At 71.3% G+C, this 15,969-nt stretch carries 14 protein-coding genes; 8 read left to right on the top strand and 6 right to left on the bottom strand.

What is annotated here, in order from left to right:
• The first annotated feature begins 18 nt into the window (after window positions 1-18).
• The 5 genes from OG562_RS14540 to OG562_RS14560 all read left to right on the top strand — a co-directional run bounded on the left by OG562_RS14540 (window position 19) and on the right by OG562_RS14560 (window position 5,077).
• Complete coding sequence (locus OG562_RS14540; RefSeq protein ID WP_266397429.1) at window positions 19-1,092, top strand: ABC transporter substrate-binding protein; 1,074 nt, start codon at window positions 19-21, stop codon at window positions 1,090-1,092.
• Between the two features lie 5 nt (window positions 1,093-1,097).
• Window positions 1,098-2,006, top strand: a complete 909-nt coding sequence (locus tag OG562_RS14545; RefSeq protein ID WP_266397431.1) for an ABC transporter permease — start codon at window positions 1,098-1,100, stop codon at window positions 2,004-2,006.
• Complete coding sequence (locus tag OG562_RS14550; RefSeq protein WP_266397432.1) at window positions 1,982-2,716, top strand: ABC transporter ATP-binding protein; 735 nt, start codon at window positions 1,982-1,984, stop codon at window positions 2,714-2,716. Before OG562_RS14545 ends, OG562_RS14550 begins: the two co-directional genes overlap by 25 nt.
• Window positions 2,717-2,831: 115 nt before the next feature.
• A complete protein-coding gene (locus OG562_RS14555; protein ID WP_266397433.1) occupies window positions 2,832-4,172 on the top strand; it encodes an LLM class flavin-dependent oxidoreductase in 1,341 nt (446 codons plus the stop codon).
• 14 nt (window positions 4,173-4,186) lie between these two features.
• A complete protein-coding gene (locus OG562_RS14560) occupies window positions 4,187-5,077 on the top strand; it encodes a TauD/TfdA family dioxygenase (RefSeq protein ID WP_266397435.1) in 891 nt (296 codons plus the stop codon).
• A gap of 261 nt (window positions 5,078-5,338) precedes the next feature.
• Here the strand turns inward: OG562_RS14560 and OG562_RS14565 are convergent, their stop codons facing one another.
• Both OG562_RS14565 and OG562_RS14570 read right to left on the bottom strand, forming a co-directional pair.
• Entirely contained in the window at window positions 5,339-6,115 is a 777-nt protein-coding gene (locus OG562_RS14565) for an SAM-dependent methyltransferase (RefSeq protein ID WP_266397437.1), read from the bottom strand.
• Window positions 6,116-6,172: 57 nt separating this feature from the next.
• A complete protein-coding gene (locus OG562_RS14570; protein ID WP_266397440.1) occupies window positions 6,173-6,835 on the bottom strand; it encodes a DsbA family protein in 663 nt (220 codons plus the stop codon).
• Between the two features lie 137 nt (window positions 6,836-6,972).
• On the opposite strand from OG562_RS14570, the gene pepN reads away from it, so the two are divergent.
• On the top strand, window positions 6,973-9,576 hold the full coding sequence (gene pepN, locus OG562_RS14575; RefSeq protein WP_266397441.1) for an aminopeptidase N: 2,604 nt from the start codon (window positions 6,973-6,975) through the stop codon (window positions 9,574-9,576).
• 269 nt (window positions 9,577-9,845) lie between these two features.
• Window positions 9,846-10,907, top strand: a complete 1,062-nt coding sequence (locus tag OG562_RS14580) for a hypothetical protein (RefSeq protein WP_266397442.1) — start codon at window positions 9,846-9,848, stop codon at window positions 10,905-10,907.
• Window positions 10,908-11,074: 167 nt separating this feature from the next.
• Here OG562_RS14580 and OG562_RS14585 read toward each other — a convergent pair whose 3' ends face one another.
• Window positions 11,075-11,434 (bottom strand): MerR family transcriptional regulator, encoded by a 360-nt coding sequence (locus OG562_RS14585; RefSeq protein WP_266397444.1) that lies wholly within the window; start codon window positions 11,432-11,434, stop codon window positions 11,075-11,077.
• 92 nt (window positions 11,435-11,526) lie between these two features.
• Between OG562_RS14585 and OG562_RS14590 the strand changes: the two genes are divergently transcribed.
• Window positions 11,527-11,985 carry a hypothetical protein gene (locus OG562_RS14590; protein ID WP_266397446.1) on the top strand — a complete coding sequence of 153 codons (459 nt, stop codon included), beginning with the start codon at window positions 11,527-11,529 and terminating at the stop codon, window positions 11,983-11,985.
• 19 nt (window positions 11,986-12,004) lie between these two features.
• Here the strand turns inward: OG562_RS14590 and OG562_RS14595 are convergent, their stop codons facing one another.
• From OG562_RS14595 to OG562_RS14605, 3 genes are all read right to left on the bottom strand, one after another.
• Window positions 12,005-13,189 (bottom strand): glycosyltransferase, encoded by a 1,185-nt coding sequence (locus OG562_RS14595; RefSeq protein ID WP_266409264.1) that lies wholly within the window; start codon window positions 13,187-13,189, stop codon window positions 12,005-12,007.
• Window positions 13,190-13,370: 181 nt separating this feature from the next.
• The gene (locus tag OG562_RS14600; RefSeq protein WP_266397449.1) at window positions 13,371-15,152 is read right to left on the bottom strand and encodes a TIGR03767 family metallophosphoesterase; all 1,782 of its coding nucleotides are present in this window, start codon (window positions 15,150-15,152) and stop codon (window positions 13,371-13,373) included.
• Between the two features lie 286 nt (window positions 15,153-15,438).
• The gene (locus tag OG562_RS14605) at window positions 15,439-15,903 is read right to left on the bottom strand and encodes an NUDIX hydrolase (RefSeq protein WP_266397452.1); all 465 of its coding nucleotides are present in this window, start codon (window positions 15,901-15,903) and stop codon (window positions 15,439-15,441) included.
• Window positions 15,904-15,969 lie beyond the last annotated feature (66 nt).

The raw sequence follows: 15,969 nt of genomic DNA on the forward strand, positions 1-15,969 counted from the left end.
CCCCCTGGGGGTTCTCCCATGCCCGTTTCCGTTGCGTCCGGTTCCGGTGTCGACCGGCGCCTCTTCCTCGCCTCCCTGCTCGGCGCCGCCGCCGGTGTCGCCGGGCTCAGCGGCTGCGCCGAGAGCAGTGCCGCCACCGGAAGCGGGGGCGCCTCGGCGGCTCCGCTCGCCGACAAGGTGCCCGCCGGCACGAGCCTGAAGATCTCCTCCTATCTGAATGTGCAGCAGTTGGAGTTCAAGCTGGCGAAGCTGCCCAAGTTGCCGTTCACGGTCTCGAGTTGGGTGAACATCGGGGCCGGTCCCGATGTCATCAACGCCTTCCGCGCGAAATCCCTGGACCTCGCCAACAACGCGGGCATTCCGCCGATCCAGGCGCACTACCAGGGCTTCGCCGCGAAAATCGTCGCGATCAACGTGACGCGCAAGCCGAACTACCTGTTCGCCACCAAGCCCGGCAGCGACATCCACAGCGTCCAGGACTTCCGTGGAAAGAAGCTGGCGTTCTCGCAGGGCCAGGCACAGGGCGTCGTCCTGCTGCGGGCGTTGAAGGAGGCCGGGCTGAAGTACGACGACGTGAAGCTCGTCCCGCTGACCAGCAACCAGTTCCTCACCGCCCTGCAGTCCGGCCAGGTGGACATCGCCCCGCTGGCCAACAGCCAGTCGCCGGCGTACCTGAAGCAGTACGCGTCCCAGGGCGCCCGCGCCATCACCACCGACGTCGTCGACCTGCTCAACCTGCTGTGGGCGCCGGTGTCGGTGCTCAACGACGGCGCGAAGGCGGCCGCGATCGCCGCGTACATCCCGCAGTGGGCGCAGGGCCAGGTGTGGCAGTACGAGAACCCGGACGTCTGGAACGAGGAGTTCTACGTCAAGACGCAGAACCTGACCCTCGCCCAGGCCGAGTCGATCACCGCGCTCGCCAACAAGCCTTTGTTCCCGCCCAGTTGGGACGAGGCGGTGCAGTGGGAGCAGGAGACCGCCGATCTGCTCGCGGAGGGCGGCTTCGTGAAGAAGTTCACGGTCGACTCGCTCTTCGACCGGCGCTTCGAGGGCATCGCCGCGAAGGCCGTGCCGGCGGAGTACCGGAAGTGACCGCCGTGACCACGACCTCGACCTCCGCCGCGACCTCGACCTCGACCTCGACCACGGCCACGCCCGCCGTCGCCGGAGAGAAGCAGGACGGAACGCGGGACGGAACGCGGGACGCGCCCCGGGACGTACGGCGCAGGCGTCGCGGTCTCGCCCCCGGCCGGCGGCTGCCCGCCGCCCGGCTCGTCGGACCGCTGGTGCTGATCGCCCTGTGGGCCGCCGCCTCCGCCGCCGGACGGCTGGACCCCGGCGCGATCCCCGCCCCCTGGACGGTGGCGCGGACCGGCGTCCATCTGTGGACCGACGGAACGCTGCCGACCGACGTCCTCACCTCGCTGGAGCGTGCCGCGTACGGCTTCGCGATCGGCCTGACCGCCGGAGTGGTGCTCGCGCTGGCGTCCGGGCTCACCCGGACCGGGGAGGCGCTGATCGACGGGACGGTGCAGCTCAACCGGGCGATCCCGACCCTCGGTCTGATCCCGCTGTTCATCCTCTGGCTGGGCATCGGCGAGACGTTCAAGATCGCGATCATCGCCATCGTCGTCTACATCCCGATCTACCTCAACACGCATGCCGCGCTCTCCGGCATCGACCACCGGTTCGTCGAACTCGCCGAGGTGCAGGGGCTGTCCCGGCTCCAGTTCGTCCGGCAGATCGTGATCCCCGGCGCGCTGCCCGGCTTCTTCGTCGGGCTGCGGCTCGGGGTGACCGGCTCCTGGCTCGGCCTGGTGGTCCTGGAGCAGATCAACGCCACCAGCGGCCTCGGCTATCTGATGTTCCAGGCCCAGAACTACGGCCAGTCGGACGTCATCCTCGTCGGCCTCCTCATCTACGGCGTCTTCGGCCTCGCCTCCGACAGCGCGGTCCGGCTCATCGAACGGAGGGTGCTGTCATGGCGCCGCACACTGAGCAGCTGACCCGACCGACCGTCCGACTCCAGGACCTGACCCGGTCGTTCGACGGCCGTACGGTCCTCGACGGCATCGACCTCGACCTCCCCGCCGGGCAGTTCACCGCCCTGCTCGGGCACAGCGGCTCCGGCAAGAGCACCCTGCTGCGGGCCATCGCGGGCCTCGACCACGAGGTCGTCGGCAGTGGGCGGCTGGAAGCTCCCGAAAGGGTGTCGGTCGTCTTCCAGGACTCGCGGCTGCTGCCCTGGCGGCGCGTCCTCGACAACGTGCTCCTCGGCACGAACGGCAAGGAGGCGGCCGAACGGGGCCGTGCCGCACTCGCCGAGGTCGGGCTCGCCGGCCGCGAGCGGGCCTGGCCCAACGAACTGTCCGGCGGCGAGGCCCAGCGCGCCGCCCTGGCCCGCTCCCTGGTCCGCGAACCCGAACTCCTCCTCGCCGACGAGCCGTTCGGCGCCCTGGACGCCCTGACCCGGATCAGGATGCACGCCCTGCTGCGCGAGCTGTGGGAGCGCCACCGGCCCTCCGTGCTGCTCGTCACCCACGACGTGGACGAGGCGATCGTGCTCGCCGACCGGGTCCTCGTCCTCGACCACGGCCGGATCGGCCTCGACCTGACCATCGACATCCCGCACCCCCGCTCGTACCGCGACCCGCTGCTCGGCGAGTACCGCGAGCAGCTGCTGGCGGCGCTGGGCGTGACGTCGGACACCGGGTGAACGTCGGCTGTCGTGACCGTCCCTGGGGGCCGCCGCTCCCAGACCCCCGCTTCGGCCCCGAAAGGGCCTCGAACTCAAACGCCGGACAGGCTGAGAACAAACACCAAGGACACCCATGACCCGGCAACTCCACCTGAACGCCTTCCTGATGAACACCGGCCACCACGAAGCCTCCTGGCGACTGCCGGAGAGCGACCCGTACGCCCATGTCGAGCTGGCCCACTACGTCCATCTGGCCCGGATCGCCGAACGCGGCACCTTCGACTCGCTGTTCCTCGCCGACGGACCGCAGCTGTGGGGCAACATCGCCCAGCGGCCGGCCGGCGCCCTGGAGCCGCTGACGCTGCTCACCGCGCTGGCGACGGCCACCGAGCGCATCGGCCTGATCGCAACCGCGTCCACGTCCTACAACTCCCCCTACAACCTGGCCCGCAAGTTCGCCTCGCTGGACATCATCAGCGGGGGCCGGGCGGGCTGGAACATCGTGACCACGGCCGGCGCCGAGGCCGCCCGCAACTTCGGGCTCGACGCGGAGCCCGCGCACGCCGAGCGGTACGCCCGTGCCGCCGAGTTCCTCGACGTGGCCCTGAAGCTCTGGGACAGCTGGGAGGACGACGCGATCGTCGCGGACAAGGCGTCCGGCGTCTGGGGCGACGACGAGAAGATCCACCCGCCCCGGCACCAGGGGACGTACTTCAGCGTCGAGGGCGCTCTCAACGTCCCCCGTTCGCCGCAGGGTTACCCGCTGCTCGTGCAGGCGGGCTCCTCGGAGGACGGCAAGGGGTTCGCGGCCCGGTACGCGGAGGCGGTGTTCACCGCGCAGCAGACGCTGGCGGACGCGCAGGACTTCTACGCCGACCTCAAGTCCCGTACCGCGGCGGCGGGCCGGGACCCGGACCACATCAAGGTGCTGCCCGGGATCGTCCCGGTGATCGGCTCCACGGAGGCCGAGGCGCGGGCGAGCGAGCGGGTCCTGGAGGACCACATCGTGTACGCCCACGGCATCCAGCGCCTGGAACAGCTGCTGCAACTGGAGCCCGGCGTACTGGAGTTGGACGCACAGCTCCCCGCCGACCTGCCCCCGGAGAGCGCCGTCGAGGGCGCCAAGAGCCGCTACACGCTCGTGGTGGAGCTGGCCCGGCGCGAACGCCTCACCGTGCGCGAGCTGATCGGACGGCTCGGCGGCGGGCGCGGACACCTCACGTTCGCGGGCACGCCCGAGCAGGTCGCCGACGCGATCGAGACCTGGTTCACCCAGGGCGCCGCCGACGGCTTCAACATCATGCCCGCGGTGCTGCCCTCCGGCCTCGACGCCTTCGTCGACCACGTCGTCCCGATCCTGCGCAGCCGCGGCCTGCTCCGCAGCGAGTACGGCCCCCGCCAGACCCTCCGGGAGCGCTACGGCCTCCCCCGCCCCGCCAACCAGTACCTCATTCCCGCACTCGCCACGGTCTGAAAGGACGACCCCGCATGTCCATCGAGATCCGCAAGGTCACCGCGAACATAGGCGCCCAGGTCCTGGGCGTGGACATCTCCAAGCCGCTCGACGAGGAGCAGATCGCCGCGATCCGCGAGGCCCTCAACGTCCACAAGGCGCTGGTCTTCGACGACGTGCACCTCGACGACGAGGGCCAGCAGGCCTTCGCCCGGCACTTCGGCGACCTCACCACCGCCCACCCGACGGTGCCCGCCGTCGCCGACGCCCCCAACGTGCTCCCGGTCGACAGCGAACGGGGCCGCGCCAACCACTGGCACACCGACGTGACCTTCGTCCTCAACCCGCCCCAGGCCAGCACCCTGCGCAGCATCACGATCCCGCCGTACGGCGGCGAGACCCTGATCGCCAGTTCGGCAGCCGCCTACCGCGATCTGCCCGAGCCGCTGCGCGCCCTCGCCGACACCCTGTGGGCGGAGCACACCAACGACTACGACTACGCCGTGCCGGAGGAGGACGTCGACGACGAACGGGCCGCGCAGCGCGCCCAGTTCACGTCGATCAAGTACCGCACGGTCCACCCGGTCGTCCGCGTCCACCCGCTGACCGGTGAACGCGGCCTGTTCATCGGCGGGTTCGCGCAGCGGATCGTCGGTCTGTCGCCGGGCGAGTCCCGCAAGATCCTGGACCTGCTCCAGGCGTACGTGACCCGCCCGGAGAACGTCCTGCGCTGGCGCTGGTCCCCGAACCAGCTGGTCCTGTTCGACAACCGCATCACCCAGCACTACGCCATCGACAACTACGACGGTCAGCCGCGCCGTCTGAACCGGGTGACCGTCGCCGGTGACGTGCCGGCCGGCATCGAGGGCAAGGAGAGCTACTCCATCGAGGGCGACGCGTCCCACTACACCCCGGTGGCCGTGTAAGCACACTCCGTGACGGGCGTCCGCATGATGGGCAGCCTCTCCCCGGGCCGGAGAGGCTGCCCAGACTGTCGGCGTTTTGCCGCCGTCCGCCCCCGTCACGCCCCTCCCCCACGGCGGCGAGGGCCTGGGTGCACCTCTAAGCCCGTGTCCCTCTACGACCGTGCACCTCTACGACCGTGCACCTCTACGACCGTGCACCTCTACGACCGTGCACCTCTACGCCCGTGCACCTCTACGCCCGTCCGCCGGCACGCCCGTATGTCAGGGCTTGCGCCCCAGCCCCCCGTGCTGCCCGATCGGGACCGGGTCCGTGCCCGGCTCGGGGCGCCACAGCGGTACGGACACCACGCCCGGGTCCACCAGCTCCAGCCCCTCGAAGTAGCCCTCGATCTGCTCGATGGGGCGCAGGAAGTACGGGACCGCGCCGGTCTCGTTGTAGGCGTCCTGGGCCGCTTCGTAGACGGGGTCGGTGCCTCGGGAGCCGTCGTTGACCGAGAGGTAGCTGCCCGAGGGGAGGCAGGCCAGGAGGGCGCGGACCAGGTCGCGGGCGCGGTCGTAGCCGTCGACGTGGCCGAGGATGCCGCTGAGGATCAGGGCGGTGGGCCGGGTGAGGTCCAGCGTCCGGCCGGCCGCCTCGAGGATGCTCTCGGGGTCGTAGAGGTTGAGGTCCTCGTACGCCGTCCTGCCCTCCGGGCTGGAGTAGAGCAGGGCGCGGGCGTGGGCGAGGACCAGAGGGTCGTTGTCGACGTAGACGATGCGCGCGTCGGGCGCGTACCGCTGGGCGACCTCGTGGGTGTTGTCGACGGTGGGCAGGCCCGTGCCGACGTCCAGGAACTGGCGGACGCCCGCCTCCTGGACCAGGTGGCGGATGCTGCGGCCGAGGAAGGCGCGGCTGCTGCGGGCGATGGTGACGATGCCGGGGAAGACGTCGGTGTAGGCGTCGCCGGCCGCCTCGTCCACCGGGTAGTTGTCCTTGCCGCCGAGCCAGTAGTTCCAGATCCTCGCCGAGTGCGGCACCGAGGTGTCGATCTTGGTCATGGCATCCATGGTGCCCCCGCGAGCGCGGCTCGCGGGGGCGTTTCGGCGCAGCGAGTGTTACAGGTTGCTGAAGTCCGGGCCCTTGGTGCGGGTGCGCTTGATCTCGTAGAAGCCCGGGACGGAGGCGACCGCCAGGGTGCCGTCCCACAGCCGCGCGGCCTCCTCGCCCTTCGGGGCGGGGGTGACGACGGGTCCGAAGAAGGCGATCTGCTCGCCGTCGGGGCCGGGCACGGCGATGACCGGGGTGCCGACGTCCTGGCCGACCTTCTCGATGCCCTCCTTGTGGGAGGCGCGCAGCTCGGCGTCGAACTCGAAGTCCTCCTGCTCGGCGTAGTCGATCAGGTCGGCGGGCAGCCCGGCGTCCGCGAGCGCGCCGGCGATGGCCTCCAGGGTCGGGCCCTCGCCGTTGTTGTGGAAGCGGGTGCCGAGCGCGGTGTAGAGCGGGCCCAGGACCTCGGCGCCGTGCTTCTGCCAGGCCGCGGTCACCACGCGGACCGGCTTCCAGGCCTTGGTCGCGAGCAGCTCGCGGTACTCCTCGGGCAGCTCGTCGATCTTGGGCTCGTTGAGCACCGCCAGGCTCATGACGTGCCAGCGGATCTCGATGTCCCGGACCTTCTCCACTTCCAGCACCCACCGGGACGTCATCCAGGCCCAGGGGCAAAGCGGGTCGAACCAGAAGTCCACGGGGGTCTTGGCGGGCGTGGTCGCGGTCTCGGACATGACTCTCCTCGGAATACGGCCGTTTCCCGGTGGCAACACCGGCCCTCCCCACCCCATTCCCGACTGCCCGGTGTCAGGGGCACATGGCAGGATCGGGCCTGTCCACATGCCGATTCACCATCCGAGGGAGCTGCTCCGTGCCCGGTGAGAACCTGTCCCGCGACGAGGCCCGGGAGCGGGCCGCCCTGCTCTCCGTAGACGGGTACGACGTGTCCCTCGACCTGCGCTCCGCCGTGGGCGAGCCCGCCGCGGGCGAGGGCACGGCTGAGGGGACGCGCACCTTCCGCTCGGTCACCACGCTCCGGTTCCGCTGCGCCGAGCCGGGCGCGTCGAGCTTCGCGGACCTGATCGCGCCGAGCGTCACGGCCGTGTCGCTCAACGGCAGGGACCTCGACCCGAGCGAGGTCTTCGACGGCTCCCGGATCCTCCTGGAGGACCTGGCCGCCGAGAACGAGCTGATCGTCGACGCCCGGTGCGCCTACTCCCGCACCGGCGAGGGCCTGCACCGCTTCGTCGACCCGGAGGACGGCGAGGTCTACCTCTACACGCAGTACGAGCCGGCCGACGCCCGGCGGGTCTTCGCGAACTTCGAGCAGCCCGACCTCAAGGCCCCGTTCCGCTTCGAGGTGCGGGCGCCGGAGGGCTGGACGGTGTGGAGCAACGGGGTCGGCTCGCAGGCCGACGGGGTGTGGCGGTTCGCCGAGACGAAGCCCATCTCGACGTACATCACGTGCGTGGTCGCGGGCCCGTACCACTACGTCACGGACTCCTACTCCCGCGACCTCGGCGACGGCACGACGCTGGAGATCCCCCTCGGCGCGATGTGCCGCAAGGGTCTGGCGCCCTACTTCGAGGCCGACGACGTCTTCCTGATCACCAAGCAGGGCCTGGACTTCTTCCACGACCACTTCGACTACCCGTACCCCTTCGGGAAGTACGACCAGGCGTTCGTGCCCGAGTACAACCTGGGGGCGATGGAGAACCCGGGGCTGGTGACCTTCCGCGAGGAGTACATCTTCCGGGGCAAGGTGACGCGGTCGTCGTACGAGGGCCGGGCGAACGTCATCCTGCACGAGATGGCGCACATGTGGTTCGGCGACCTGGTCACCATGGAGTGGTGGGACGACCTGTGGCTGAAGGAGTCCTTCGCCGACTTCATGGGCGCCTTCTCCCTCGTCGGGGCGACCCGTTTCACCGACGGCTGGATCACCTTCGCCAACCGCCGCAAGGCCTGGGCCTACCGCGCCGACCAGCTCCCCTCCACCCACCCGGTCACCGCCGACATCCGCGACCTCCAGGACGCCAAGCTCAACTTCGACGGCATCACCTACGCCAAGGGCGCGTCGGTGCTGAAGCAGCTGGTGGCCTACGTCGGCCAGGACGCGTTCCTCGAAGGCGCCCGCCGCTACTTCAAGCGGCACGCGTACGGCAACACCCGGCTCGGCGATCTGCTGGCGGTCCTCGCGGAGACCAGCGGGCGGGACATGGGCGCCTGGGCGCGGGCATGGCTGCAGACCGCGGGCGTGAACTCGCTGACCCCGCAGGTGCTGCTGGACCCGGAGGGCAGGGTCAGCGAGCTGGCGGTGCTCCAGGACGCGGCCGCCTCGCATCCGGAGCTGCGTCCGCACCGCGTGGCGATCGGGCTGTACCGGTCCGAGAAGGGCCGCCTGGTGCGGTACGCGCGGGCCGAGACGGACGTCGACGGGGCGCGTACGGTCGTGACGGAGCTGGCCGGAGCGCAGGCGCCCGAGCTGGTGCTGGTCAACGACGACGACCTCACGTACTGCAAGATCCGCTTCGACGGAACGTCCCTGGAGACGCTGCGCTCGTCCCTGGGCGACGTCACCGACCCGCTGGCCCGCGCCCTGTGCTGGTCGGCGCTGTGGAACATGACCCGCGACGCGCTGCTGCCGGCCCGGGACTTCGTGGACCTGGTGCTGCGGTTCGCGGGGCGCGAGTCCGACATCGGCGTGCTGCAGATGCTGCACGCGTGGGCGGAGTCGGCGCTGGTGCACTACGCGGCCCCGCAGTGGCGGGAGACGGGCGACCGGCTGCTGGCCGAGGGCGCGCTGACCGAGCTGCGGGCGGCCGAGCCGGGCAGCGAGCACCAGCTGGCGTGGGCGCGGTTCTTCGCGTCGGCGGCCGCGCGCGGGTCCGACTTCGACCTGCTGCGGGGGCTGCTGGACGGCACGGCGAAGATCGACGGGCTGACGGTGGACCAGGAGCTGCGCTGGGCGTTCCTGTCGCCGCTGGCCGCGCACGGGGTCGCGGACGAGGCCGTGCTCGCCGCCGAACTGGCCCGCGACGACACCGCGTCCGGCAAGCGCCACCAGGTCCGCTGCCTCGCCGCCCGCCCCTCGGCGGCGGTCAAGGCACAGGCGTGGGCCCAGCTCGTCGAGTCGGACGCGCTGTCCAACGCGCTGGTGGAGGCGACGATCGCGGGCTTCGCCCAGCCCTCCCAGCGGGAGCTGCTCGCGCCGTACGCGGAGAGGTACTTCGGGTCGATCGAGCGCATCTGGGCCGAGCGGTCCATCCAGATCGCGATGCACGTGGTCAAGGGCCTCTTCCCGTCCCTCCAGGACTCCCCCGACACTCTGGCGGCGACGGACGCCTGGCTCGCGGCACACGAGTCGGCGGCCCCGGCGCTGAGGCGGCTGGTGCTGGAGGCGCGGGACGACCTGGCACGGGGGTTGCGTGGACAGTCGTGCGACGGGGAGGCGGGCGAGGCGGCGGGCGAGTAGGAGGCGGCGGCAGGCCGAGATCCCTGGCCGTTCACCAGCCGCTCATCAGCCGATCTTTGGCCGATCTTTGGCCATGGATTGGGCCGACGGTCACCGTTACGCAATTCAGGCAATCGGAACCGTAACCCCTGGCGCCCCTCTCCGGGACCAGGGGTTTTCCGCCCCTACTCGGCATCCGAACAACCGTCCTTTAGGGCGAGCTTGTCCCGATTTGTCGACGGGCGTGTAACAGCGGTTAGAGGGCGGATCCGACGCGGAATCCCCGTTGCATGACCCACAACACCCCGTGCCCCTCGCCCTCCCCGACCTCCCCCCGCACCGTCCGCCACCTCTCGGACGTACAGCGCCGCGTCACCACGGCGGCCCGACTCCGCTCCCGCGGCGTCTCCGCGGCCGAGGCAAGCGAGCAGTGCCGTCCCGGCGGTCCGTGGCAGCAGCTCCTCCCGGGCGTGTTCCTGCTCCACGCCGGCCCGCCGACCAGCGAGGAGCGGCTGCACGCGGTGCTGATGTACGCCGCCCGCGAGACGTCCGCACCGGCCGGGGTGCCCGTCCAGCCGGAGTCCGACGGACCGCACCGCCCGGTGTACAAGGAAGCGATGATCACCGGCCTGGCGGCCCTCACCCTCCACGGCCTCACCTCCGCGCCCCCGCTCCTGTCCCTGGAGCACATCGACGTCCTGGTGCCGCGGCTGCGCCGGCTGCGCTCGGCGGGCTGCGCACACGTCGTCCGCGCGGCGAGCCTGCCGACTCCCGAGCAGGCGACGGGAGTTCCGGTCGCCCCCGTGCCGCGCGCCCTGGCCGACGCGGTGTCCCAGCTGACCGAAGCGGGAACGGTTCGGCGGCTGCTGTCGGAGGCGGTGCGCGGCGGCCACTGTGAACCGGCCGCGGTCGTACGGGAGTTGAACAACGCGAAGCTGCTGAACCGCCCGCACGTGGTGGACGCGGTGGACTCCCTGCTGGCCGAGGGCCGCGCGATCGCGGAGGACCGCCTGTACACGATGGTGAGCGAGTACGGCCTCCCCGACCCGGTATGGAACGTCGACCTCCGTCTGCCGGGCGGCCCCCACCTGGGCGGCCTCGACGCCTACTGGCCGGAGCAGGCGGTCGCCGTGGAACTGGACACTCGGGCCCCTCGTCAGGACGAGGACGCGTTGTGGTCGGAGTACGCCCGCAAGCGCGAGCACCTGGAGCGCCTGGGCATCACGGTCGTCCACATCACCCCGAAGAAGCTGAGGGACGCGATGGACCAGCAGGCGGCGGTGGTCCGCACAGCCCTGATGGCCTCGGGCGACCGGGACCCGGCCGCGTATGTCGTGGTGCTGCCCCGGTAAGGACCGGCGAGGACCGGCAAGGGCTGGGGGCCGGGGACCGGGGGCTGGGAGCCCGGGGACCGGGGGCTGGGAGCCCGGGGACCGGGGGCTGGGAGCCCGGGGACCGGGGGCCAGCACCAGGAGGGGAGAGGAGGGGCCGCGGGGTCGACCGACCCGGCGGCCCCTCCTCACATCGCGGCCGCCCGCAAGGGACATCCCGTTCCGACACGGTCGACGAGCTCGGCGCGCAGGGCGGCGAGCTCGGCCACACGCGCATCGATGATCTGGATCTTCTCCTCGAACAGCGCGGACAGCGCCTGCGCGGAGTCCGGCTCCTCGCGCAGCTCCGCACCGTGCCGCGCGATCTCCGCGAGCGAGAAGCCGAGGGTCTGCGCGGTGCGGACATAGGCCAGCCACTCCACCGTCTCCGGCGCGAAGTCACGGTAACCGTTGGCCGACCGACGCCCCTCGACGAGACCGACCTTCTCGTAGAAACGAATGGTGTCCCGGGTCATGTTCGTGCGGGCGGCCAGCTCTCCGATGCGCATGAGACTCCGTCAAGTGTCGTGGTGACTCTCGATATTGGTGCTCGATGTGACGCTTGACCTTGGAGCGTAGTCCACTGTTTAGCGTCAGCCCCATGACAGCCGTTCTCCTCGCCCCCGCCCACCGCCGCCCCGCCTACCTCCGCGTCGTCCGCGCGAGCGCCTGGTACGACCTCGTCGTCACCTCCGGTTTCGCGACACCGTGGACCTACGCGACGGTGCACGACCTGCTGTCCTCGGCGGGCCGGGCCTGGGGACTGGGCGCCTTCCCGGAAACCGACCCGATCCAGACCCTGTACGCGAACCTGATGGGCTCGGTGGTGATCATCTGGGCCCTGCTCCGCCTGACCCGCCCCCTCCCCGTTCACGGCCTCCTGGACGGCACGGCCCGCGCCCTCTTCACCACATGGATGGCCTACGCCCTGGCCCACGGAGCCACGGGCGTGCTGTGGCTCTTCCTCGGCGTGGAAGCGGCGTGGGGGGTGGCGCAGTTGGCACCGTGGGCACGGCGGGGGACAGCGAGGCCGGCTGCCCACCCGTCGGCTGAAGAGTGACCGCGGGGCCGCCCGTTTCTCAGCTCTCCTCCTGGGACGTGACGCTCAGGGCCGCGCCCGCCGCATAGACGCGGTCGATCAGTTCGGCGTAGGACGCGATCATGCGTGTGCGGCTGAAGCGTTCGCGGCTGGCGGCCAGGGTGGGGGCGTACCCCGAACGGTTCGCCAGCGCCTCCTGCCACGCGCCGGCGATCGCCTCCGGGTCGGGCGGGGTCACCAGCCCGTGGCCTGCCACGATCGCCGCGCTGTCGCCTACGTCGGTGGTCACCGGGACGGCTCCGCACATCATGCCCTCGATGAGGCAGAGGGGGGCCGCCTCGCCCCAGGAGGAGGTGAGGGAGACGACGTCGGAAGCGGCGTAGACCGTCTCCATGTCGTGGCGTACGCCGAGGAGGTGCAGGCCGCTCAGGTCCGCGTCGCCGAACGTGTCCGCGATGTCCCCCGCCAGGCCCGGGTTGGTCGTCGTCATGCCCGCGCCGCACATCAGGACGTGGCCGTCGGGGGTCGAGGCCAGCCATGCCTTTGCCGCCGCCAGGAACAGGGGGACGTTCTTCATGCCGTCGTAGCGGGCGGCGAAGACGATCACCGGGGCGGTGGACGGGATGTCGAGGGAGGTGCGGAGAGCCAGCCTTCTCGGCGCGTCCGGGCGGAAGCGGATCAGGTCGACGCCGTTGGGGATCACGTGGAGGAGGGCCGACGGGACGCCCGCCGCCTCGTACGCCGCTCTCGTCGACTCCGCGCAGCACACCGCCGCCGCGACCGTGCCGTCGGCGATCGCGGACTTGAGGTCGTCCAGGGCACGGCCCTGGTTCTCGGGGTCGGAGCGGTGCAGGCAGACCACGACCGGGCGGCGCGGGAGGCCCGCCTGGGCGAGGAGGGCGAGGGGCTGTTCCTTGAGGGAGAGGATGACGTCCGCGTCGGCCGTCGCCCGAGCGGTGTCGGCCAGTTCTGGGCCGGTGAAGACGGCCGGATCCGTGCCCCCGGTTCCGAACGTACGGCCGAGGGAGGTGACGTCGACGTCGGCCGCCGTCAGCTTGCGGTAGCAGGCGTCGTCCTCCATCCGCTGGCGGGTGGCCTCGCGGTGCACCTCGCCGTGGATGCTCAGGACCCTGTGGTGCTGGCCGCCTTCCCGTAGTCCCAGCACCACGTCGCTGTGCACGATCCGGGCTCCTCCGGAGAAGAACCCCTCGTAGACCGAGAGCACCCGCAGTCCGTTTCCTCTGCGCACACGATCACCCGCCTTGCACCGATATCCAGCCATCCCCGTGAAGTGCGGGTTAGCCGATATGAGGCGGTACAGACGTTTCGGATGCGTGAACGTGGCGTCACATGTCCTCGTACGGTCGGTGACGCCACCGAAGTGACAGCCACCGGCCACCGGACGATCAGCTCTTCTTCAGCACCAGCTCCGTGTTGCGGTCCTGCGGCTCCCCGCCGAGGCGGGCTCCGTCGGAACGGGCGTTCGCCGAAAGCTCCCGGTAGAGGGCGGCCAGGCCGGTCTGGGAGAGGTCGGTGAAGTCGGTGCGGTGGGGGGCGGCGGACTCGATCAGGGTGGTGTGGATCGAGAGGGTGCCGTCCTTGTTGTCGACCAGCTCGATCACGCGGGCCAGCTGCGGGAACTCCACGTGGGAGGCGGTGGAGACCTCCCAGAAGCTCCCGCCCGCGGAGCCTCGGTGCGGGGTGATGTCGTTGCGGTGGATGTGGCCGTTCACCCAGGCGACCACGTTGCGGTGGCGGCCGAGCAGGGCCGTCAGCTCGGCGCCGTCGTGGCGGCGCTCGGCGGGGTGCGCGGGGTCGGGGCGGGTGTTGGACATGCTCTCGCTGGTGTGGTGGCTGAAGACGACGGCGTAGACGTCCTTGTGGGCGCGCAGGGTCGCGTCCAGCCACTTCAGCTGGGCGGTGCCGATGGAGCCGTTGTAGTGGCCGCCGGGGTCGGTGGTGTCGAGGCTGATCCCTATGACGTTCTCGCCCATCGGGAACGTGTAGTACTGGGTGCCGGCCGCGAGGTTGGCGGCGGTGTAGCCGTGGCCGACCGGGCCCGCCCCCTGGTACGTCGGGTCCAGGTGCGCCTTGACGTGCTGGACCGGGGTGTAGGGGGCCCGGCGCTCGTCGGGGGTGACCGAGCGCATGGCACGGGTCTTGGACTTCAGCAGGTCGCGCAGGACCGTGCCTCTGGGGTCGCGGTCCTGGCTGATGCTCTGCTGGACCCTGGTGGCCTCGGCGGGGCTGAGTTCCATCAGCTTGCGGCCGCCCACGGCGTACTCGGCGAGGTAGCTGTCGCCGTGCGCGTAGCAGCCGAGCGGCATCGCGTCGTGGTTGCCGACGGTGGAGTACCAGGGCAGGGCGAGTCCGGGGCTGCGCACCTCGCGCAGAGCGGCGGCGAGGAAGCCGTCCATGTGCGGGAAGCCGCGCTGCTTGTAGAGGTCGCGGGTGGTGGAGTCGGGCTGCCAGTACAGGTTGATCCCGCTGTTCTGGACGCCCTCGTAGTGGCGCGGATCCCCGGAGTTGGGGGTGATGCGGCCGCCGCTCATCACCGTCAGGTACCAGTCCAGCTCGGTGTGGGCGTTGTTGTCGGTGTTGTCGCCGGTGGTGATGACGAAGTCCAGCGGGGCGCCGGTGACGGGGGCGGCCCGCAGCGAGTTGACCCGCTCGATCAGCGACACCGCGCCCTGCACGGTGAGCGCCTCGTGCGGCCGCCAGGCGATCTCGCTGGCGGCCCGGAAGTACTCCAGGCGCAGCGGGTGCTGGCTGTCGATGAGGTGCAGGTCGGTGAGCTGCACGAAGGAGGTGAGCGTCGTACGGCGGCCCGCTCGGCCGGTCTTGGCGGCGGCCAGATCGTCCCGGACGACGCGGCGCCAGCCGGCGGCGCTGCCCATGCGGTGGTAGCCGGAACCCGTTCCCGGGGCGGCGACGGAGGCGAGGGTGGTGCCCTTGGTGTACGGGGCGAGAGGGCGGGTGGCGGCGGCTTCCCGGACCGGGGCGGGCGATCTCGTCGCCTCCGGAGCGCTCGTCGTCTCCGGAGTGGCGGAGGCGGGCGCCGCCTGGCTGTCGGTGGGCCGCAGGGCGTAGCCGACGCCCGCGGAGACGGAGACGGCCGCGGTGGCGGCGAGGACGGTACGGCGGCCCAGGATGGAGGACGAGGACGTGACAGAGCGTGTGCGCGACATGGCGCGGTCTCCCCGAGTGCGAACGCGTCGGCAGTGGACGCGGGGCGATCGCAGCAGCGAACACCCCGCTCTCACCGGATGCTCGACACCGGGAATGACCTGTGCGTGAACGCCTCGGCAACGCACCACACCGATCGCGTACGTGGATCACGGGCCCCCTGGGCCGCCCTCGGCTGCTCGTCCACTGCTCCCCCTACGGCCGGGAGCCCGTCACTCAGCGTTCATCCGTCGGGGTAGGGGTCGGCTCTCCGGAGGTCATGTCCTCGGGGAGGCACGTCCTCGGAGGTCACGCCTTCTCGGACACGAACACCCGTCCGTCCACCGGCCGTTCCCGCCACAGCTTCAGCGCGATGTCGACCAGACGTACCCGGACGAGGTCGGGCACCGCGTCCAGGTCGTGCCAGGCGGCCAGGTCGGTGGAGCCGTTCACCTCGTTGCGCAGCTCGCCGCCGACGACCCGGCCCTCGTAGACGATGCGGAGGCCGTGGTGGTCCACGGGGCCGTGCAGGCCCTCGCGAGGGAAGACGTGGTGGGAGGAGTCCAGGCCGAGCAGGCCGGTCACCTCGACGCGGTAGCCGGTCTCCTCGTCCAGCTCGCGCACGACGGTGTCGAGGGGGTCCTCGCCGTGCTCCATGCCGCCGCCGGGCAGCACCCACTCGGGGGTGCCGTCGGGGGCCGGCGACCGGGCGAGCAGGAGCTGGCCGTCGCGGACGCAGACGGCGTAGGCCGCCACCCTCAACTTCTTGTGCATCCAAGGGACGTTAACCGGTCGGGCCCGGATGCGCAGCGGGTATTCCGGGGCGCGGGAGCGTTCCAG

Source organism: Streptomyces sp. NBC_01275 (assembly GCF_026340655.1).
In the GTDB taxonomy this organism is placed as follows: Bacteria; Actinomycetota; Actinomycetes; order Streptomycetales; family Streptomycetaceae; genus Streptomyces.

Bases quoted from the DNA above. Each gene is read 5' to 3' on its own strand.
- OG562_RS14540 (WP_266397429.1), top strand. From the start codon at position 19: ATGCCCGTTTCCGTTGCGTCCGGTTCCGGTGTCGACCGGCGCCTCTTC.
- OG562_RS14550 (WP_266397432.1), top strand. From the start codon at position 1,982: ATGGCGCCGCACACTGAGCAGCTGACCCGACCGACCGTCCGACTCCAG.
- OG562_RS14555 (WP_266397433.1), top strand. From the start codon at position 2,832: ATGACCCGGCAACTCCACCTGAACGCCTTCCTGATGAACACCGGCCAC.
- OG562_RS14560 (WP_266397435.1), top strand. From the start codon at position 4,187: ATGTCCATCGAGATCCGCAAGGTCACCGCGAACATAGGCGCCCAGGTC.
- OG562_RS14565 (WP_266397437.1), bottom strand. From the start codon at position 6,115: ATGACCAAGATCGACACCTCGGTGCCGCACTCGGCGAGGATCTGGAAC.
- OG562_RS14570 (WP_266397440.1), bottom strand. From the start codon at position 6,835: ATGTCCGAGACCGCGACCACGCCCGCCAAGACCCCCGTGGACTTCTGG.
- OG562_RS14580 (WP_266397442.1), top strand. From the start codon at position 9,846: ATGACCCACAACACCCCGTGCCCCTCGCCCTCCCCGACCTCCCCCCGC.
- OG562_RS14585 (WP_266397444.1), bottom strand. From the start codon at position 11,434: ATGCGCATCGGAGAGCTGGCCGCCCGCACGAACATGACCCGGGACACC.
- OG562_RS14590 (WP_266397446.1), top strand. From the start codon at position 11,527: ATGACAGCCGTTCTCCTCGCCCCCGCCCACCGCCGCCCCGCCTACCTC.
- OG562_RS14600 (WP_266397449.1), bottom strand. From the start codon at position 15,152: ATGTCGCGCACACGCTCTGTCACGTCCTCGTCCTCCATCCTGGGCCGC.
- OG562_RS14605 (WP_266397452.1), bottom strand. From the start codon at position 15,903: ATGCACAAGAAGTTGAGGGTGGCGGCCTACGCCGTCTGCGTCCGCGAC.